This is a genomic window from Microbulbifer sp. MLAF003, from assembly GCF_030012965.1.
Classification (GTDB): Bacteria; Pseudomonadota; Gammaproteobacteria; order Pseudomonadales; family Cellvibrionaceae; genus Microbulbifer; species Microbulbifer variabilis.
This window is the reverse complement of sequence record NZ_CP120232.1, coordinates 2,755,827-2,775,903: the sequence shown is the minus strand read 5'-3', so window position 1 is coordinate 2,775,903 and position 20,077 is coordinate 2,755,827. Positions and strand designations below refer to the sequence as shown.

Genomic DNA, 20,077 nt, shown 5'->3' with positions numbered 1-20,077 from the left:
CACATTGGTAAGAGGCAATTAAAGCGCCCGGCTGCTCAATTGTCTTGATCTCTACTCCAGGAATTTCTATCAGTTTGGGCTTAACCCCCTTTCTGCGAGACTGCTTGCGCAAACATAGAATTGTTCCAGTCCAAACATAGGGAGTGCCAGCAGGTTTCGGCGTTGACTCTTTTGTTGGATTTTTTCCGGCGATTGGTTGCCCAGCAACTGGAATATCCCGTCACCGATAAATAGCAGGTCTACTTCCTGCTCCATAGCGGCTGATGCAAGCACTGCTTCGAGACCTTCGCGAGCCAAAGCACTCCCGTAGGGAGCCGTGCGGCATAGGGCGAGAGTTTTGTTACCCATGATTAGCCTCCAAAAGTTACAAGCCGCTCAGAACTGGCTACAGCGTCAGTTAGTTGGCCTAGGCCTGCCAACTCGAATCCTTCTGCGAGGTTTCCTGATAGCTTCTCCTGTCGCTCCGCTTCCCGTTGGCTTAACACGCCGCGCCTCTGCGCTGCTGCGATGCAAATAACAAGGTCAAGATTGTATTGCCGCTGTAAATCTTGCCACTCGCCGGTTAAGTCGGCTTCATCCTGGGGGGCGCGGCGATGCTATTGCCATTTTGTATTCCATCGCAATAGAAAAAAATCCGGTAGATTTCGTGCCCTTCAGAAAGCAGGGTTTTGGCAAAGCGCAATGCGCTTGCGGCGGACTGGGTTGAGTGGGGCGCAGAGTAGACTGCCAAGGAAAACTTCATAGCGGGCCAAATAGTAAAATGCCCCGCACTGCGGGGCATAGTATTGACTCAACAGCAGCTGCTGATTAGTCGTCGGAAGAAGCGAATCCGATGATGTGCAGCAAAGCAGTGAACAGATTCAGGATGTCCAGGTACAGGGAAGTAGTGGCCATCAAGTAGTTGGTTTCACCACCGTTGATGATACGACTGGTGTCATACAGAATGAAGCCGGACATCAGCAGGGCAATAACCCCACTCAGAGCAACACTGGCCAGCGGCATGTAGATGCCAAAGAAGCTGGCAATCACCATGCCCAGGCCACAAACTACGGCGGCAATCAGCCCTACAAACAGGAAGCCACCCATAAAACTGAAATCTTTGCGGGTTGTCAGCACATAGGCGGAAAGGGCAAAGAAGATCAGTGCGGTGGTGCCAAGGGCTTGCATAACAATCTGGCTACCCCCGGCTAGGCCCAGGTAGTGGTTCAACATTGGGCCAATGGAAGCGCCTAACAGGCCGGTGAAAGCGAAAACAACGCCGATACCGGCGCTGGAATTTGCGGTGCGCGGCAGTACAAACCAGATCAGGGCCAGGGCTCCTAGAGAGCAGATCAAGCCCATGCCACGGCCCATGCCAACGGCCATGGCGATTCCTGCAGTGACGGCACTGAAAAGTACAGTCATTGCCAAAAGGGCGTAGGTATTGCGCAACACCTTCGCCGATTCCGAGCGGTCCAGTGCGCGGGTATTTGTATAAGCTTGTGGTTGCATTTAGCGACTCCTGCTATTTAATCGATACCGGAATCATATAGCTCGCGGTGGGGACCATCAAGTCGGGAAATCCCTTTTAAGCGCTGGCTATAATTCTTGTTAAATTCGAAAAACCTCAATTTTTACAGGGTTTTAGTCGAATCTTCTCCTGCAATTAATAGGGGCATAGCGGGCCTTTTCAAGGGGATTTACGTTACGAGGGTCGAAAAGGCAGCTCAATATCCACGATTAACGGTAGATGATCAGAGGCCTGACGGGTGAGGGCAGTACGGGGAACACGCACCCTTTTTACTGCAAAGCCGGCGCTCAGGAAAATATGATCAATTCGCACTTTTAAGAAGGTACCTTTAGGTGTATGCCGGGGGGCCTGCTCTTGAGCATCACGCAGGTAACCTCCGAGGCGCTTACACTCCGCCGAGGCCGGTAGGGCGTTAAAGTCACCCAGTAAGATGCGTTCGCCTTTGCAGCGTGGGTTGCTAAGCCATTCAGGCCCCAGCAGTGCATCCACCTGACGCAATCGCTCGGCTCTGGAGAGGCCAAGGTGAGTGTTAATGATCTGGATCTTGCTGCCGTTGTGCTCAATCTCCACCCAGACTGCGCCGCGGGGTTCATCAGCAGCTGGATTAAACAAGCGCCCCTTACCTTTAGGGGGCCTGGCAGTATCCCTTTCTTGACCAGTTTCACCGGGAGGTGGGTGAGGATGGCATCGCCGTAGCGCTCTTCGTTGAGGTTGATTGCCGGCTGGAAGTGCACATCCATCGCCAGCAGTCGCGCCAACCGTTCCGCCTGGTCCAGGCCGCCACTGCGCTTACGCTTTACATCCAGTTCCTGCAATGCCACCACGTCTGGGCGGTAGCGGGCGATTACCCTGGCTATACGTTGCGGGGAGAGGGTGCCATCCACACCCCGGCAACTGTGTACGTTATAGGTCATGATTCTTAGGGTACTTTCTGGCGATCTGTGTTCGTCCAGCTTCATCGGACGTGCGCCACGCAGATAGGCCCGGGCGGCAGAGCGTAGATCCTGCGGGCGCCAGTAGCCCAGCCCCGGATCTGGTGGCTGGATATCCTCTGGCATCAGCGCGAAAGCATGGGTTTCGTTGGGGCCAGCGGCGCCATGGCTGCCATTTTCCATAGCGAATGTCAGCGGCTGTTTTTCACTGGAACACCAGCCATACATCATGAAATCGCCGGAATCCGGATGACTGCAAAGGCTGATCATGTCGTCGATAGCCTGTTCGGGGTAGGGGTGCTCGTCCCCCATCAGCTCGCGGCCATCCTTTGGCAGACTCACCGGGCCATGTTTCCACCAGCCGTGGACAGGGGATGAGGGAGAACTTGGGTCCACCCGGTAGAGCACCAATGGCACGTGGGCCTTCTCTACAATCATGCGTGCCACATCTGCGCGGCTGTTACCATCCAGGTCCAGGTTGTAGAGCATTGCCAGGGGCCCCAAGGCGGTCAGTGCCAGCGGGGTTTTACTGGCATCTTGTTCCGGAGCCCGCTCAAGTTCAACCTTATCCATCCATTCGCTGCCAAACAGTCGCGCCCGCTCCAGCTGGACTCCACGTCTACTCTGGCCTGGCTCGATTCGTGGTGGTTTTGGCAGTCCGGAAAGGATTTCTGAAAGGGCATCGCCAAGGCTGCGGCCATACAGCTCCTCATAGGGTTGGGTTTGTTCCTGGCCATGGTCGGAGAAGATCCATACATCGTAGTGGCGGCGGTCTGAGGCATGGGCAGCGCGCCAGATACGCGCTATGGCATCGTCTATACCCTTCAGTACCCAATGGGCGAAAGCCGAGCGAGGACCGCGGCGGTGCGATTGCTCATCGTAACCCAGTAGATTGACATAAATAATGGGCAGGCCGCGGGTAATATCGACTTTGGCGCCCATAGTACAAAACTCTCGTGTGAGGATTGTGATGCCGACCCGCGTTGGGATAAACATCAATTCCTTTATGAAGTTTTGCCCCTGCATTAAACCGCGTACGCAATCTATGAGGGAAAGAACCAGTTCCACCACGATCAAAGCGCCGGTGCGAATCAGGCTCCATAGATTACTGAGCACCAGTATGCAGATAGTTAGTGGGCTGGCACTGCGCAGTGCGGGTCCCCAGCCCTGGTCGGCGGGGCAAAAATGGGCTTCACCGGTTTTGGTTCCGGCACGGAACAGACTGAGATAACAGCTGCCACCGCTTAAAAGTGGGTCGCGCTGCTGGGTATTGATCCTTTTTTCGACTAATGCAGCCACTTCCGGATCGTACATGCGGCCAAGCTTTTGGGTCTCGTGTACCAGAAAGCCGAAGGCGGGCACCGCCTGGCGCACTCCATAGAAGAGTTCCGCTTGAACAGCGGGCGTGGTGGAGGGAACTCCAGGGTACATATGTTCTAGACGGTAATGTTCCTTCCGGATCAACCGTTTTAGGAAGGGCATGCGGCCTCTGGCCAGAGCTTTGAGTAACTCGGGGTAAGCCAGTCCATCAATCTGGATCAGGATCAGCCCCGGTGCATGGGGTTGGCGTCCGCTGGTGGAGAGACCCAGTAGAGAGGCAATCCACTCACTGCGACTGAAGCGACGGCGCCAACGCCTGACGGAGAGTCCAATACGGCTTAACATTGCTCGGGATTACTGCTCCGGTGCCTGCCTCAGTGCTGCCCCAGCGGCTCCGGTTAGGCCTTCGATAATTTCCCACTGTGCCCCCATTAACTTGCATATCCTTCCCCATTGATTTGGGTGGATCCGACTTGGCTGGGTATTGTTTTTTACCAGGGGTTGGTAAAGGTCAAGCGCGCGCTGGGCGCAGCTTCTCATGGAGAAATCCCTGGCGGTGTTTACCGCCTGGTAAATTAACTCTCTGCGGCCTCCCGGAGGTAGGTCATGTAGCCAGTGAATGGCAGAGACAAAATGTTCAAGGTCGGTGTTGTTGAGTAGCCGTCCATTGATTCTGTCTTTGACCATTTCCCGGGTTCCATTGGCCTCCAGAGCTATGACTGGAACCCCGCTGGCCATTGCTTCAGACAGGACAAGGCCCTGAGTCTCTGTTGTTGAGGAAAAGACAAAGGTGTCCATGGCGGCGTACATATCTCGCCGTGATGTACCGAGAACCTTGCCTGGCATGTGTACACGTTGTAACAGGCCTTGCTGGGTGAAAAAGTCACGCAGGTCATCTTCCAGTGGCCCACTTCCCGCCAATAGGAAGTGGGTATTTTCCCGGTCGTGCATAAAGCGGGCTACTGCTTCACAGAGGAAAGGCAGATTCTTCTCCTGGCCAAATCTGCCGAGGTGTCCCACTACAAATGCTGAGTCGGGAATATGCAATTGGTTTCGGATACCCCTACCATCACCGCCGCAATATTCTTCCACGTGAACTCCAGTAGGCACCTCTGCAATAGGCGTCCGTACGCCGCGTTCATGCAGTAGCCGCACAACACTGAGACTTGGAGCGAGTACCAGGTTGGCAAGGTTAGCGTAGCGTGTAGCGATTTCTATGGCGAAACGCTTAACAACCGGGGAGCTGGCCATCACATTATGGGTGTAGTGTTCATATAGTGTGTGGTGAGTGAAAACCAGCGGTAATTCTCGTTCGCGGGCAATTCGCAGTGCCGTCAGGCCCAATAGGAAGGGGTGGTGGGAGTGGATAATATCCGGTTTGAAGTCATCGAGCCTTTCATTTAGGGCGAGAGAAAAAGGTAGAGCGATAGAGAAGTCGCTACCGTTAAAGTTTTGTATCGCATGGATCCGTAATACATGTTCCTCGCGGGCTACCTGCTCGGCGAATTCCGGGGCAATAACCAGCACTTTGTGACCGCGCTTGCGGTATTCTTCGCTGAATGCTGCGACCGAGTGCGCCACGCCACCGACGTGGGGCAGGTAGGTATTGGTTAACATCACGATGTTCATGGACTTTTCAACTCTACGGAATTCAGGCCCTCGCCAACCAGGGTGGGTGAAAAGCCGAGGGGTTTGATGGCGATAGCCGGTGCCTTTCCGTACCATTCTCCTTTCCAGGATACTTTCGGGATGACGCCAGGAGTAATTTCCAGGGAGATGACGCCAAACCGGGTTGGTGCTGGGCCGAACAGAATAGGCTTCCTGGCAGAAGTATCCTTGAGCCATTCAGGCGGTAGCCCGGATATCAGGATTAGGGCATCCTGCTCCTCGCGAACAAAACAGTTCCGTTGCATTGCTATCCATTCAGCTGCGGCCCAGGCGTGTTGACCATCCCCCATGCAGCCTCCTAGGGAATGGGGGTGGATGGCTTCCGGCCATTGGCCTGTGGGGGAGGCCAGCTGTGCCACACTACGCATTAGGTCCAGGCAGCGCCGGTCGCCGGCACGCAGCAAGACCTGGGCGATATGCAGGGTCAGGTAGGCGTTGATCCCCGAGTGGATCATGTCCTGGAAGAAACCTCCGCTGACAAAGCAGTTATTGATTAGGAAGTCCGCTAGATCAGTGAGTCTGGCATCATCCGCTGGATAGAGTTGCAGGGGGTAACCGGCAACAACAGAGCCAATGGCACCGGCATCCAGGCGGCGATTGGGAGAGGCGGGCATTGCTGCGCGGCCAATTCTCTTCTGCGCCTCGGCAAGGCTGCGGTCAATGGTGTTTTGAAAGTCACCGGCTGCGGTATTAAAACGGTGGGCGTTATCGTCGATGCCCTCCCTGGTGCAGATTGAAGCTGCGGCATGCAGACCAGCCACTCCCCAGAAGTCATCCCAGTAATAGCAGTCGTTGGGGCCCAAGTGCTCTGCGCTGAATCCGGCGGGAAGCAGACCGGCGCAGAGACTTCCGTCCTTGGGTAGGCGCTTATTGATAATCCAGCGCGCCCCCTTGAGTATTGGTTCACACCAGGCCTGTTTTAGTGGCCTGTTACTCAGCTGGCAATAGAGATCGAAAATCCATAGAGCTTCGCCATTGGAGTCCCATTCGCCATCCTGGGAGTGGAAAAAACCATCGCGTTTTTGTCTCTGGGGAAATTGATCCAGGGCTCGCTCGGCTCTACTGGTGAGCCCAGCGAACAATAGGGATTGAATCATAAAGGCCGCATCACGGAACCAGAAACGCTTGTAGGTATAGGGCCCTGGGTAGACATCACAGGGAGAGTGCAGGATCAATGTGCGGATTGCCGAATCATATAAGAACTGGAAGTCCCTATCCGGGACCTGCAGGGTACAATGCCCTTTTAGGCTTTTTTTCCAAGTTTTCGACGGCTGGCCTGTATGAGATTCCTCTCCTAGGGGAATGGATACATCCAGTTTGAGTGGCTTATGTCGTTCAATCCGGAACATGGCCGCTGCCGTGGCCATTCCAACGTCGCACTCACCAGACATACATCCATGTTCATCCTTCAGGTGCAAATAGATATCGCCTCCGCGATAGTTGGATGCCAAGTGTTTGTCCACTGCTTGCCCGAATTCAACAGCGGGCTGGTCCTCAATTAGCCAGCGCCTTCCGCTCTCTTCCAAGCTTACCTTGTGCACGAAGCTGACTCCTTCGGGATTGCAAGGCCGCAGTGCCACCAATAACCATCCGCTATCACGGCAGCTGGCAGTGAGATCCATCACGCAGTGGGGTTTTCCATGTCGGGTCTCAACCCGGATACAGTTGCGCAATTTCAGGCTTTTTAGGGCTGATTCTGTCACCACCGAAATATCGTCACCTAGCTCCTGGTGTTGCTCGCAGTAGGTGAGGCTGGCGGGAGTCAGCACATCGCCTGTATCACTGATTACCCAAGCATCGATGGACCAGCCATCGTAATGGGGAGTGAGTAGGCCGCGAGGATCGATAACCGGCAACTCATCGCAGTCTGGTAGTCCTACTGCCGTCCAGTTGCGGTGGCTGAGGTTGCAGTGAGTAATGGAAAAAGCGCGGGGGATGAATGACTTGTCCCTTGGATCGAATTGGCGCTGGATCCAGTATGGCCAGACCCAATCCAGGTTGTGTTGGATAACCTTACTGTTGATTAGGGCGCGGGCATGAAAGACTGCCCCAGCACGCAACAGCTCAATTGGTTCGCTGACCTCAGAGGGCTCGGCAAAGCGCTGCAGGTGTGCCATTAATGTAAGCGGGTCAAGGAAACCGTGGGCAGTTGCGAATCTGCGAACGAAGAAACGCCACGGTAACCATTTCATCCAGGGCATCACAGGTCCTCTTCTTTTACGATTCGTTTTAATGCGCGCCGCGCCATGCGAGTCAGGCCGATCAGGGCGATCACTGCGAGAACAAACCCCATGATGTAGAGCGTCCACTGGACTGCGGTGCGTTCCTCCACTTTGCCAAGTGAGGCTAGATCGGCGGCGATAGAGCCCACATAGACGTTGTGTAGGGTGAGGGGAATCACTCCAAGAGTGTTGCCTAGGATAAAATCCCTCAGCCGCACCGGAGTCAGGCCGAAAAAGTAATTGGACAGCTTGAATGGAAACAGCGGCACCAGGCGAGTCAGCATAATCATCTGCCAGCCCTCCCGCCGGATGACCTCGCCAATGGTGGCGGGCTTGATGTGCGACATCACCCAGCGTGATGGCCTTTCACCAAACAGGTAGCGGGCAATAAGGAAAGCAATAGTGGCGCCGAGAACTGTGCCGGCCACCACCAGGATAGTGCCTTTAATAACCCCAAAACAAATCCAGCCCCCATGGTGAAGATCACGCCGGGTAGCAGTAAAACGATTGCTGCGGCCACGATGAGGATATAGAGAAGGCTGGTTTGCCAACCCCGTTCATTGAGCCATTGCAGTAGTTCTATCAGCCGTTCATCCAAATCAAAATAAAAAATCAGGCTCAGTGCCCCAGCCACGGCGATCAGGCAGATGAAAAAAACGACTATTGGAAGAAACTTCGCCGCCATAGAACTGCTCGGGGAACCAACAACGGGCGGTTTTGATTGCCGCCAGTTATTAGCCTAGCCAATGGATAACGGCAGGTGAAACTTCCTTGTGGCGTGACAGTGATGGAATTGACCTCTTAGCGATTACCCATCTATTTTTTGGCCTATTCCCGTTAGAAAAGAACTGGCGTCGCCATGAGATATTAAATAAGCCAGCCTAATAAAAGCTAAGTCCATAATTGCGAAAAGAAATTTAAAAAGGGCGACAACAGGATGGCGTTGGGATGGACCCCACAGCTTAGCGCAAGGCGATCAGCACATATACTTATTCGATCTTAATTATTTGCGCATTGACCAGTTTTGTGCCGTTGCCGGAATAGGGGTGATCGTTGTTCAAGGGCGGGTTCGCAATATGGATATTCTTCGGCGCTGCCTGGAGCTCTGCCCCCGAGCCTGTGCTTCCTTTAAATGAAGCTGTGCAAACAGCAATTAGGACCAACTTGCGAGTGCAGGGCGCTGCGCTGGAAGTTGATGAGGCTGGAGATATGGTCGAAGCGCTCAAAACCCGTCGTTACCCACGCCTTCAACTGGATGCAGCTGTGGAGCATAACCTTACTACTCAAAACTATACATTTCCTCAGGGCAGTTTGGTTCCCGATTCAGAAATTGGGCCTATTCCACCGGTAAATGTCGAAATTACCTCTGAAGAGGGAACGACCGAGTTGGTTTCACTCGGGGTCCGCCAACCCTTAACCCGCTTGTACACCATTGCTTTGGAAATCTGTGAAGGTTACGTGAGTACCGAAATGGCGGCACAAAAAGTGCGGTGGACTCAACAGGATGTGGCCTATTTAGTGAAATTGCAGTACTTCGAGGTGGGGAAAATACTCGGAGACTTACAGGCCATAGATGAGTCCATACTTTTTCTTAGTTCCTTGAGTGATTTGGTTAAGAATTATGTCGACCAGCAAGTGGCTTTGGAATATGAATTGCTGGATGTGCGAGCCCGGCTTGCTCAGCGAGAGCTAGAGCGTCAACGGCGTGTTGATGAGATGATCACCGCCAAGGAGAGGTTAAATGCGTTACTTGGCAGAAATGTAGAAACACCGTTTAGTATTGAGCACCTTTCGGTACCCCCTCCGGCTCTCTTTGATATGGGGGAGTCACTTCAGTTGGCTTTTGAACAGCGGGCTGACTTTATTGAGTCACAGCTGGCAATTGAAAAAGCCGAATACAGTTATGACATCAAGAAATCGGAATATATACCGGATATAGATATTCAATTTCGCTATCTCAAACTTTACAACGTACGCTTGATTCCAGATGCCGAAGCTTATGTATCCCTGGATATGCGTTGGGAATTTTATGACTGGGGGAGGAAGAGGGACGAGTTGGCAAGTCGCGCGAGCAAAATTGCGGGCGCTGAGGTGCAAATGGCAGAGGTACGTAATCGTATTGAGATAGAGGTGCGGGAGAGTCTCCGTAAACTGCGTACTGCGCAGGAATCTGTAAAAGTTGCACGTGATCTTCAAGCGGCTTACCGGGAAAAAGTCCGGGTAATGATTAATCGCTATCGGGAGCAAACCGCATTGTTGACCGATGTGCTGGAGGCGGAAACCCAGCTTGATCGAGCCAATAGCGATTACAACGGCGCTGTACTTTCAGTTTGGGGTGCCCTTGCAGAGTATGAAAAGGCATTGGGGGAAGTTTAAGTGCTTAAACCTTTAGCCTTATTTTTTTTACATTTTTGCTTATAAGTTGCCATGGAGAACCGCCTGCAAAGCAGCCCATGCCTGTTCAGGTAGCTGTAGCGCGCACTGAGCGCGGTGCTGAAGGGTATCCCTATTCAGCTGTAGTCAATCCTTACACTCAAGTGGATGTGGCATTTAGGACAGAGGGTTATATAGAAGATATTCCAACCCGCAAGGCACAGGGAGAAATTCGGATTTTACAGGCCGGGGACCACATAACAAAGGGGGAGATACTTGCGGAAGTTAATGATGAGCAGTACCGGGATCGGGTAATTGAAGCTGCAGCCAATGTAAGTAAGGCTGAGGCGGAGCGCCGAAAGGCGGACTTAGATTACAAACGCGCTTCAGCATTATTTGCCACAGCCAGTATAACTGCACCAGATTACGATACCGCGCGTGAAGAGTTCGAAGTAGCTCAGGCAGCGGTGGTTGGAACTAAAGCACACTTGGATAAAGCGAAGGAGGATCTGAACGATACTGTATTACGCTCACCATTAACGGGAATAATTCTACAGCGCAAGATAGAAGTGGGCAGTTTAGTACATGCACAAGCAGTGGGGTTTGTTGTTGCTGATACTTCAAGAGTGAAAGTGGTTTTTACTGTGCCAGATGTAGTGCTTAGCTATACTAAACTAGGCAGCATTCTTTCAATGCGCACACAATCCCTACCTGAGAAAATCTTTACCGGTATAGTAACTGAAGTTTCTCCAGCGGCGGAAGTCCGTACTAGGGTTTTTGCTGTCACCGTAACTGTTGCTAACTCAAATGCAGAGCTAAAAACTGGCATGGTGATGTCTCTTGCGTTGGCAAAACGAAAAAGCCCACCAAATCGGGTGGTTGTACCACTTTCCTGCTTGTTAACGAATCCAGTCAAAGGAAAAGGATTCTTTGTGTATGTTCTTGAATTAGAGAAAGAGATACTTAGGGCGCGAATTAGAAGGGTGACTCCTGGTCCCGTTCTTGGCAATAGTATCGTTATTTTAGATGGCTTGTCGATGGGGGAGCGCGTTGTTTCTAATGGGGCTGCACAGCTGCGGGATGGTGAAAAGGTAAGAGTAGTGCCTTGATAAGGAGTTGAGAAACTTGTATCAGGATAAAAAAACAAGAGAGGAAGTACTTGAAGCGGAGAGTGAGCATAGATTTAATACTGCTCGCTTCTTTGTTGATAACCCCTCTATTTCCTGGGCACTTTTAGTAGGCGTCATGCTTTGGGGGATTTTCGCTTATTTTTTTATGCCGAAGAGCAAAGATCCAGATATTCCTGTTCGTATTGCAATGGCAACAACCACGTGGCCCGGACAAAGTGCGGTCAAGGTAGAGGAACTAGTTACCAAACAAATTGAAGATGCTATTGCTCAAAGTGAATATTTGTATCAGCCTGATGCTCGCTCTTTTGGAGTTAAGTCCTTAACTTTAAATGGTATTTCCATGGTGCAAGCCCAGCTTGCTCCTCATACGGATGTCACAAAAGCTTTTAACGACCTCAACTTGAAACTAATTGATGCGCAAAATACTTTGCCTGCTGGGGTAGAGTCTACCCAGCTGAATACTGAATTTGGTGATACTGCTGCAGTTTTGTTGGCTGTTGCTAGCCCGCCAGCAGGAGCGGATGAAATAGCTTTGCGTGCTAAGACTATTCGCGAAGCCCTATCTAAAATTCGCGCTAAAAATGCCAGTAATAACAGGGATAAAGAGAAACAAAAAGTAGGTCAGCGTGTTAGTATGGTAGTCGCGTTACCACTTTCTGTTGCGGGTATTAATGCAGAGGCAGCACTTCAAGTTTTTTCTAACTGGATGGAGTTAGAGGGCTACGGGGCCGATTTCAAAATACTCCATGGCCCAGGTTTTGTAGGTGTGGATTTTTTCTCTGATAAAAGCGATAAGCAACTTGCAGAAGCCAGGAAATTATTTCTAATTCAGCGATTGAGCGCACAAACTTTTTTCCTGACGCATGGCAGCCAATTATTGTAAGGGATTTAGCTAGCACTCGCGCTCGTTTGTCTATGGTAGCTGGAGCTAAGTATAGCTATCGGCAGCTGGATGATTTTTCGGAGCTTGTTGCGGCGAATATTCGCACACTTCCTCAGGTGAAGCGTGTCTTGCGTTCAGGTGTATTACATCAACAGGTTAATTTGATTTATTCCCAGGAGCGGCTGGCTTCTTATGATTTGCGTCCAGATATGATTGCTCCAATCTTGAATGCCAGGAATAATATAATACCCGGGGGTACTCTAACTGTAGAGAATATGGACATCCCTATATTTCCCAGTGGAGACTTTAATAATTATAAGGAAATTGGCGATGTCCCTGTTGCATTAAGTGAGGATGGAACCCCGGTATATTTGAGGGGATTCTTGATGTTACGCTGGGTTATGAATCACCGCCGACTTTACTCAATTATTATATCTATAAAAATAAGCAGGGTAATTGGCACCGTCACCGCAGTATTAACTTGTCTGTGCAGATGTTAGATGGTGAGCAGATAGGTGAACTTGGCAAAGCTCTGGATAAAGTCCTTGCGCGGGTTAAAGTCGACTTGCCTCCAGATTTAATCATTGAGAGAGTGTCCGATCAGCCTCGCCAGGTTAAAGAGAGTGTGGGTCTATTTATTGAGGCATTAATTGAAGCAATTATCCTCGTGGTAATTGTTGCTTTCATCGGATTTTCAGATTGGCGCTCAGCAGTATTATTAATGATTTCAATTCCTATAACCTTGGCCATGACCTTTGGTTTTATTCAGTTTATGGGCGTGGACATCCAGCAGGTATCAATTGCCGCGCTTATTATCGCACTTGGCCTGTTGGTTGATGACCCCGTAGTGGCCGGGGATGCAATCAAACGACAAATGGCGGCAGGAAAACCTTCATTTTTAGCCGCTTGGTTGGGGCCAACATTGCTTGCAAAAGCGATATTCTTTGCAACATTGACCAATGTGGTGGCCTATTTGCCATTCCTGCTGCTCACCGGTAATCAGGGAGATTTTTTACATAGTCTGCCAGTTGTAATGGCTTGCGCTTTGATAGCGTCGAGAATTGTCTCCATGACCTTTTTGCCATTTATTGCCAACATTATATTGCGACCACCAAAAGTCAAGGAGCTGAGTCTTGATCTGAAGCGTAAGCAAGGCCTTACAGGTCACTATTATCGTTTGGCTGGTTGGGCAATAGATCATCGAAAACTAGTTCTACTGACCACCACGGTTATTCTAGTTTGTGGATTTGCATTAAAAAGCCAGCTTAAAAATGCGTTTTTTCCAGATGATGTTCAATATCTTTCCTATGTGGATATCTGGTTGCAAAATGATGCCAGCATTGATGCTACAGATAGTGTGGCAAATAAGGCGGAGCAGATTATTCGTGAGACAATTGCCCAATATCAGAAAGAGATAGGGAGAGATGACTCAATTTTGGAAGCCCTAAGTACCACTGTTGGTGGAGGGGCGCCGAGATTCTGGTATACAATTAACCCGCAGCAACAGCAGCCTAATTACGGACAAATTATCATCAGGCTGAGTAACAAAGATTTGACTCCGGTGCTGGCCCCTAAGATTCAGCAGGCGCTAACTGAAAATATTCCAGGTGCCTATTTAGATGTGCGCCAGTTGCAAACTACTCCAGTGACTTATCCATTTGCAATTAGGGTTTCCGGGCGTGTTACAACTGGTTCAGTGCAGGAAGAGCAAGATATTCTCTTGCTTCGCCAGACAGCTGAAAAAGTAAAAGAAATAGTGCAGCAGTCGCCTTATGCGAGAACAGTTCGCCAGGACTGGTCAGGTGAAAGCCTGACTTTACTTCTGAATGTAATGGAGGATCGTGCAGCAATGTCTGGTGTGACCAATGCAGATATAGCACTCGCATCCTCAACCGGAATTAATGGCACAGAAGTGGCTACCTTGCGACAGGGAGATAAAGAAATACCTATTGTCGCTCGCTTACGGTTGGATCAGAGAGGTCAGCTTGAAGATATTAATAACCTCTATGTCTTCTCTGCAGATAGCGATGTTCGGGTGCCACTAGAGCAAGTAGCACAAACAAGTATCCGATTTAGAACTGAGAGAATTCATCGCCTTGAGAAATTCCGAACAATAACGGTCTTTGCTTTTCCATATGCCGGTTTTATTTCCTCTGATATTATGGCAGATGTAAAAGATGAACTAGATGAACTGGAAAATACTTTACCGAGCGGATACCAGTTGCAAGTCTCTGGAGACGCGGCAAATGCGAAACATGGATTTCTGCAACTGCTGATGATTCTCTGTGTATCTTCCAGTGCAATATTTTTGGCTCTAGTGTTTCAGTTCAGTAATTTGCTTAAACCATTAGTTGTTTTTGCTACGGTGCCACTTGGAATGGTGGGCGCACTACTGGCTCTTTATGTAACTGGTCAGCCATTTGGTTTTATGGCCTTTTTGGGCATTGTCAGTCTTGTGGGAGTAATCGTCAGCCATATCATAGTGTTATTTGATTTTATTGAAATTCGTCATGCCGCAGGTGACCCCTTCCGCGAAGCCTTGCTGGATGCCGGCATTATGCGTTTGCGTCCAATTCTGATCACTATTTCAGCTACTACTTTTGCTCTGGTACCTCTGGCTGTCCATGGTGGTCCTCTGTGGCAGCCATTGTGCTTTGCTCAGATTGGCGGCTTGATCCTGGCCACTTGCGGTACGCTGCTGTTGGTGCCAGTTTTGTATACGATCATGGTCGTGGACTTGAAGTGGATCCGTTGGGAGGAGCGCGGTGTAAAGGAAGGAGATGGCGACATCCCTGTGACAGCTTAATCTTCTCATTTTTTCCGTAAAGTATAAATATAGGGAATTGTCGTCGATTGCAGCTTGACGCTATCGGCATTAGCTATGTTTGGACCCAGTTCTCTCTACACAAAAATGTGAGGATTCTCCATGCGCCTTCTAATGAAAATTCTGATACCGGTAAAACCAGGTAACAATTCTATAGCTGACAAATCCATGTCTGCTGTTTTCAATGAATTTGTCGCTTCAGCAGATCCGGAGTCGTCATTCTTCTTTCTAGAGGATGGTAAGCGGGCAGCAATTTTTATCTTTGAGGAAAAACGCCAAGATAAATTAATGGCCTACAATGAAAATTTTTTTGCGGTGTTGGGAGCAGAGATCTGGGTAACCCCGGTACTAACCCATAAGGAACTGAAGAAGCATATGTAGTGGAGAACCGGATAGAACTAAATTACTTTGGAAACGTTATCCCTAGACACTAGAATTTTCGCTTGAAATTCTAATATGGATAGCTCCGGAGGGTTTTCCTATTGCTGGCTCGTCCACGGCCATCGCAAACCAGCTATCAGCCCCGGATAACCAGGGGCCTAGGGCTTTTCAAATCAGCAATTGGATTGGGCACAAAGCTAGTTCTGAGTGCCCATATCGCTGTTTTTATTGTATTTCTAACCGTATTATTTACTCCTGTACTTTTTGCCAGTACTGCAAGTCTTGAGGATTGTAGAAAGGTAGAAGGGAGAGGGCCATTGATCAGTTGCCTGGAAGCTCACGCCGGCCTGTTAGACCTGGAAACTGTTGTGATAGCCCCGTCACTTCTCACTTATCATGGCCTTGATAGAAGTTGCTCCCGATATGCCTCGGCGGAATTATTGGGAGCTGTAGTAATTCGCTCCTCTGGGAATGTAGCTAAACAACGCAGCCAGAGAGCGCCGGCAATCAGGCATTTCGATGCTGTGACTGAGAAGGACTTTAAGGCACAAATGGCCCATAAGCGTTATCATCATATCTGTGATCGCAAGTCGCCAAAGGGGCTCTCTTCTTGCAATAAGGCAAAATGGCACTACCACCAAGCTATCTCCTGCTTACGCGCTCGTGAAGCCTGGGAAAAGCGCTGGGGTACTTGGGAAACAGCCGAACCCCACGAACGGGCGTTGGAAAATGTAAGGGCCCGGTTGAAGAATGCGGAAAGGAACCGACGACGTAGTTGTGACACAGACTTTTCCGATATTCACTGATCTGTGTTTTAAATGAATCTTATTCTATAGCTCCTTCTATTAATTACATTCCTCGCATGAGTTGTTATGGCAAATTCCGATTAGTCCCACACGATGACTTGTTCTCAGCCCAAAGGTAAACTAACAAACAAATACTATTTTTGGGGCGCGAGTGGTCTTTTGGAAAATATCTACTATTAACTGGGGCCAGTGGCTTTGTGGGGAGTGCTTTATTACCGACTTTAAGGAGGAAGGGCTATACCGTAACCTCGGTATATCGTCAGGCAGTAGAAGGTGGCTTCCAGATAGACAGTTTGAGTGCTGAAACTAACTGGTGTAGGGCTCTGGAGAATATTAATGTGGTGATTTACTCTGCCGCCAGGGTGCATGTGATACAGGAAGTTTCTGCGGACCCCCTTCAAGAGTTTCGAAAAGTTGATGTTGAGGTCACCTTAAAGCTGGCCAGTGATGCAGCCTCTGTTGGAGTAAGATGTTTTATCTAACTGAGTTCGATCAAGGTTAATGGGGAATCTGCTGAGGGCCGGGCTTCCTTTAATGCAGATGAAGGGCATCACCCTTTCGATCCCTATGGAATTTCCAAGAAAGAAGCAGAAGATGCCCTATTGGCGTTGGCCGAGGAGACTGGAATGGAGGTAGTGCTTATCCGACCTCCGTTAGTGTATGGGCCTGAAGTGAAAGCGAACTTTCAATCGATGATGTCCTGGCTCAAGTGGGGTTTACCTCTATCACTAGGTGCAATAGATAACCGTCATAGTTTGTGGTTTCTGTTTATAACCTGATCACTACTTGTTTTGCGCTCCAAAAGGCTGCAAACCAGGTCTTCCTGGTTTCTGATGATATGGACATGTCACTCTCCGACTTGTTAACCCGGCTTTCAAACGCTTTGGGGTACCGTTCCCGACTGGTACCAGTGACAAAGTCCCTGTTGATTATGGGGCTTTCTCTGCTTGGAAAAAGAGCTATGGCTGAGCGATTATGCGGTTCCCTACGGGTGAATATAAAGAAAAGCAAAGAGGTTGTTAGGTTGGAGGCCACCAGAAACGGTAGAGAAGGGGTTAAAGAAGACTGTGCGGGCGAGATAGCCAGGTCGTGCCCAGAGGGGGGAGAATAGGCCGCGAATAGGGTTTGCGCGGCCCCAGTTGCGCTTACCCCTGCCGATTTACAATAGCAGCGTAAAAGCCCATTAGGTAGGATGTTGGGACCTCAACTACGGAGCGGTGACCCGACTTTGCCCTGAGCTTCACCCTGAGGGACTCTCTGCGCTTGAGCGCGCTGACTATTTGCTCTTCCTCTACAGGAACCTCTAATGTCTCTTCGAGCATGCAAGTGGTAACACCTGTGCAGTTAAGGACGCTTTTCTCTAATTGGGTCACATTGACTTTTGTTCTACCACTAAAGGTTGCGGATACGTAGTTACGCCAACTTGCCCTATAAGTTATATCGATGACCAAGCGGTAACGGATGGAACCGCCAGTTTCAGGCTCAAAAGCACGGAGTTCGTAGTAGACCAAATTGAGGTCTGAACCGTCAGTGGTCGCCTGCATTGGAGGGCCACTGTAGGCGATTCCAGGGTTCCCAATAGTACTGTGTATTGTTGTCACGCCCTGCCGGACCTCGGCAGAGCTTTTCTGTGTAAGGCTTGTTGTCGCACTGCAGCCGGCTAACAAGAGAGCCGTCAGAGTGATTGCGAGCTTGGTCATATACCTTCCCTGATGCGATGGATATTTCATGGCAAGGGATTATCTCATATTTGGTGTCGCATGCAGGAATTAAGCCTCTTTTTTGGTCGTCTAGTTGTGGAACTCTAATTGCTCAAGATTTGTACTTTCAGGCTTGGGAGGGGGTGGGCTCCTAGTGGAGTTGCCATATTACTGGTTCTGAAGCATAGCCGCATAGCCCACTTTTCCGTCCTCTGTTAACGGCATCAAGTACCACAACTACTAAGTGCTCAGTGGTGATGAATGACAAATTACCGGTGATATATAGGGCAGAAAATCATGGGTCGGGAATGATAAAGCCAACAATTCTAACAAGAGCTGGAACGCCTTCAACAAAGATAGCAAAGGCTAATTTTTGTTGTAATGGTTATGTTCACCAGCTGGTTGTGCTTAATAAAGCAACCGACCAGACTGGTGAAACTTTGTCAGGTAAAATTAGGTTGTGTTGAACTCAGTGGAGTTTTCCCTCGGAACGATCAAAGCCTGCATAGGGATGATACAGGATCGATTTCAAGCCTGAGTGGCGTTCTCTTAGCTCCTTGGGCATATCTCCCAAGTGAACAAGGCGTGTTGGCTCAGCAGCCGCCATCCACCGTTCGGCGAAGGCATCCCAGGAATCTATGTGCTTATGAGCGGACTCCGAGTCCTTGAAATGTTCATAAATAAGCACTTTCCCATCATCAGTCACATAGTACTGATAGTTCAATGTCCCACCTTCTTTTTTAGTTGCATCTACCATCTCATCGACGATAGCTTTAAATTCGGCTTCACGTCCTTTCTTGATCTTCCCTTCGATAATCCAACCAACATTGTTAAACATGCCCGCTACCTCATTACCGAAAGACATTACTACTTACACATTTGCCAAGAGAGTGAGAAATAGTGCTCTTGGTATCCTAAAAACTGTGTTAACACAGCTGTATTCTAGATGGGACTTTTGGATACATGGCTCTTGTCCTTTAAAAATCTCCTTGTCGGTCTCACCCCTTTTGCGGGACAGGTGCTAGGCAATTAATCACTGCGGTCAAGAGAAGTTACAAAACTCATTGGTAATAAACAGGACACTCTCTAGAGCTGGCCAATAAGGATGACGAGTAAGTCAGGTAATATATTTTGAGCTTTTATTAGATATGAGCTATTAGTGGTTCGTAAGGTTAATTGCAGAATGTCCCCCCGCTGATCGTGCTATCTTTTTGAAGAGGTAATTTGCCGGAACTTTATGAAGGTATTAATTGTAGGTGCAGGTCTAACGGTCTTACGCTTGCGGTGGAACTAGCCCTTAGGCACATTCTCGCAAGGATCATTGATAAACGTGATAGCTCGTCAACGTTAAGCCGTGCCGTGGGTATTACCTCTCGCAGCCTTGAGCTGCTTTCTCCGTTAGGCGTTTCCAGGCAGCTTATTGAGGAGGGTATTGCTATCCAAGAAGCCCGCATTTATCAGGGAACACGCCTGGTTATGAGAATGCCTCTCCATTCCTGCTCCTCTTATTTTCCTACAATTCTGGGGTTGCCCAAGGATAGGATAGAGATGGTCCCCTCAGCAACCTTATCGGCCATGGGGGTTCAAGTCGAATATCAGCTTGAACTTTTACAGTTCAATAAAGAGGGTAATCAGGTAGTGGCGGAACTTTCCAATGGAGAGAATGAAACGTTCGACTATATTGTAGGGGCTGGTGGTATTCACAGCGCAGTCAGGGAATGTGCCAATATTGCCTATCCGGGTTTTGACTTGAAAGAGAAATGGTCAATAGCTGATGTTGAAGTTGAAAACTGGCCATACTCAAAAACATTTACCTTAACTCAGATGAAACCGGGTTTAGTCGCGGTATCTGTGCCGATCGGAGAGAACCGCTTTCGTTTTGTATCCAGTTGTGAGAATGCTTTGGAAGCATTTCCGCTGCCTCTGAAGATACACAAAGTTCGAAGCGAGGGTGTTTTTAAAGTCTCAGTTCGCCAAGCTGAGAGCTATTCAAAGGGCAGGATACATTTGGTTGGGGATGCCGCTCATTGCTGCATCCCAGTAGGTGGACGGGGGATGAACCTGGGGATTGCAGATGCAGTTGAGCTGGCTAAGCGTATGGCTGGAAATCAGATGGATGGATATTCAGAGGTTCGGTAGAGGGAAGATAAAAAAGTTATAGCGATCACTGAGTGCGGTAGAAAAATCGTCACTGCGAAAACATTGGTTGCAAGAATGGAGTTCAATACAGTATTGGCGGCAGCCAAGTACTTACCATTTGTTAAGAGAAGGCTCAGCCGGTTTGTTGTAGAGTGTTAATCATTTGAACTGAAGTTTGATTCACTAATA

Annotated in this window: 16 protein-coding genes and 3 pseudogenes; 9 read left to right on the top strand and 10 right to left on the bottom strand. The window is 49.5% G+C overall.

All coding sequences use genetic code 11. The annotated features are described in order from the left end of the window. Positions 1-69: 69 nt before the first annotated feature. From tusC to P3339_RS13210, 8 genes and pseudogenes are all read right to left on the bottom strand, one after another. A complete protein-coding gene (gene tusC, locus P3339_RS13245; RefSeq protein ID WP_282950778.1) occupies positions 70-348 on the bottom strand; it encodes a sulfurtransferase complex subunit TusC in 279 nt (92 codons plus the stop codon). A 2-nt stretch (positions 349-350) separates the two neighbouring features. After that, positions 351-530 (bottom strand): annotated as a pseudogene (locus tag P3339_RS13240) (DsrE family protein); the annotation flags it as partial. A gap of 32 nt (positions 531-562) precedes the next feature. Continuing rightward, positions 563-742, bottom strand: a complete 180-nt coding sequence (locus P3339_RS13235) for a DsrE family protein (protein WP_282953593.1) — start codon at positions 740-742, stop codon at positions 563-565. Positions 743-807: 65 nt separating this feature from the next. Beyond that, the gene (locus tag P3339_RS13230) at positions 808-1,491 is read right to left on the bottom strand and encodes a Bax inhibitor-1/YccA family protein (protein WP_020415171.1); all 684 of its coding nucleotides are present in this window, start codon (positions 1,489-1,491) and stop codon (positions 808-810) included. A 193-nt stretch (positions 1,492-1,684) separates the two neighbouring features. Next, positions 1,685-3,384 (bottom strand): annotated as a pseudogene (locus tag P3339_RS23510) (endonuclease/exonuclease/phosphatase family protein). A 732-nt stretch (positions 3,385-4,116) separates the two neighbouring features. After that, positions 4,117-5,391, bottom strand: coding sequence for a glycosyltransferase (locus P3339_RS13220; RefSeq protein ID WP_020415173.1), 1,275 nt, complete (start codon positions 5,389-5,391; stop codon positions 4,117-4,119). Next, on the bottom strand, positions 5,388-7,631 hold the full coding sequence (locus P3339_RS13215) for a hypothetical protein (protein ID WP_282950776.1): 2,244 nt from the start codon (positions 7,629-7,631) through the stop codon (positions 5,388-5,390). Before P3339_RS13215 ends, P3339_RS13220 begins: the two co-directional genes overlap by 4 nt. Beyond that, positions 7,631-8,203 carry a TVP38/TMEM64 family protein gene (locus tag P3339_RS13210; RefSeq protein WP_282950775.1) on the bottom strand — a complete coding sequence of 191 codons (573 nt, stop codon included), beginning with the start codon at positions 8,201-8,203 and terminating at the stop codon, positions 7,631-7,633. Before P3339_RS13210 ends, P3339_RS13215 begins: the two co-directional genes overlap by 1 nt. Positions 8,204-8,705: 502 nt before the next feature. Between P3339_RS13210 and P3339_RS13205 the strand changes: the two genes are divergently transcribed. The 8 genes and pseudogenes from P3339_RS13205 to P3339_RS13170 all read left to right on the top strand — a co-directional run bounded on the left by P3339_RS13205 (position 8,706) and on the right by P3339_RS13170 (position 16,828). Next, positions 8,706-10,028, top strand: coding sequence for a TolC family protein (locus P3339_RS13205; RefSeq protein WP_020415176.1), 1,323 nt, complete (start codon positions 8,706-8,708; stop codon positions 10,026-10,028). A gap of 77 nt (positions 10,029-10,105) precedes the next feature. Next, positions 10,106-11,134: an efflux RND transporter periplasmic adaptor subunit gene (locus P3339_RS13200; RefSeq protein WP_157533703.1), complete on the top strand. Its 1,029-nt coding sequence runs from the start codon at positions 10,106-10,108 to the stop codon at positions 11,132-11,134. 16 nt (positions 11,135-11,150) lie between these two features. Further along, complete coding sequence (locus tag P3339_RS13195; protein WP_282950774.1) at positions 11,151-12,038, top strand: efflux RND transporter permease subunit; 888 nt, start codon at positions 11,151-11,153, stop codon at positions 12,036-12,038. A 32-nt stretch (positions 12,039-12,070) separates the two neighbouring features. Next, the gene (locus P3339_RS13190) at positions 12,071-12,538 is read left to right on the top strand and encodes an efflux RND transporter permease subunit (RefSeq protein ID WP_282953592.1); all 468 of its coding nucleotides are present in this window, start codon (positions 12,071-12,073) and stop codon (positions 12,536-12,538) included. Next, positions 12,532-14,844 (top strand): efflux RND transporter permease subunit, encoded by a 2,313-nt coding sequence (locus P3339_RS13185; protein ID WP_282950773.1) that lies wholly within the window; start codon positions 12,532-12,534, stop codon positions 14,842-14,844. Before P3339_RS13190 ends, P3339_RS13185 begins: the two co-directional genes overlap by 7 nt. Positions 14,845-14,976: 132 nt before the next feature. Further along, positions 14,977-15,243, top strand: a complete 267-nt coding sequence (locus P3339_RS13180) for a hypothetical protein (RefSeq protein WP_020415179.1) — start codon at positions 14,977-14,979, stop codon at positions 15,241-15,243. Between the two features lie 317 nt (positions 15,244-15,560). After that, complete coding sequence (locus tag P3339_RS13175) at positions 15,561-16,049, top strand: hypothetical protein (protein WP_282950772.1); 489 nt, start codon at positions 15,561-15,563, stop codon at positions 16,047-16,049. A 140-nt stretch (positions 16,050-16,189) separates the two neighbouring features. Next, positions 16,190-16,828: pseudogene (locus tag P3339_RS13170) on the top strand (NAD-dependent epimerase/dehydratase family protein). A 366-nt stretch (positions 16,829-17,194) separates the two neighbouring features. On the opposite strand, the gene P3339_RS13165 reads toward P3339_RS13170, so the two are convergent. Beyond that, positions 17,195-17,749 (bottom strand): hypothetical protein, encoded by a 555-nt coding sequence (locus P3339_RS13165; RefSeq protein ID WP_282950771.1) that lies wholly within the window; start codon positions 17,747-17,749, stop codon positions 17,195-17,197. A gap of 469 nt (positions 17,750-18,218) precedes the next feature. Then, positions 18,219-18,587: a putative quinol monooxygenase gene (locus P3339_RS13160; protein ID WP_282950770.1), complete on the bottom strand. Its 369-nt coding sequence runs from the start codon at positions 18,585-18,587 to the stop codon at positions 18,219-18,221. Positions 18,588-18,973: 386 nt separating this feature from the next. Here P3339_RS13160 and P3339_RS13155 point away from each other — a divergent pair, with 386 nt between their 5' ends. Continuing rightward, the gene (locus tag P3339_RS13155; RefSeq protein ID WP_282950769.1) at positions 18,974-19,888 is read left to right on the top strand and encodes an FAD-dependent oxidoreductase; all 915 of its coding nucleotides are present in this window, start codon (positions 18,974-18,976) and stop codon (positions 19,886-19,888) included. The last annotated feature ends 189 nt before the right edge of the window (positions 19,889-20,077 follow it).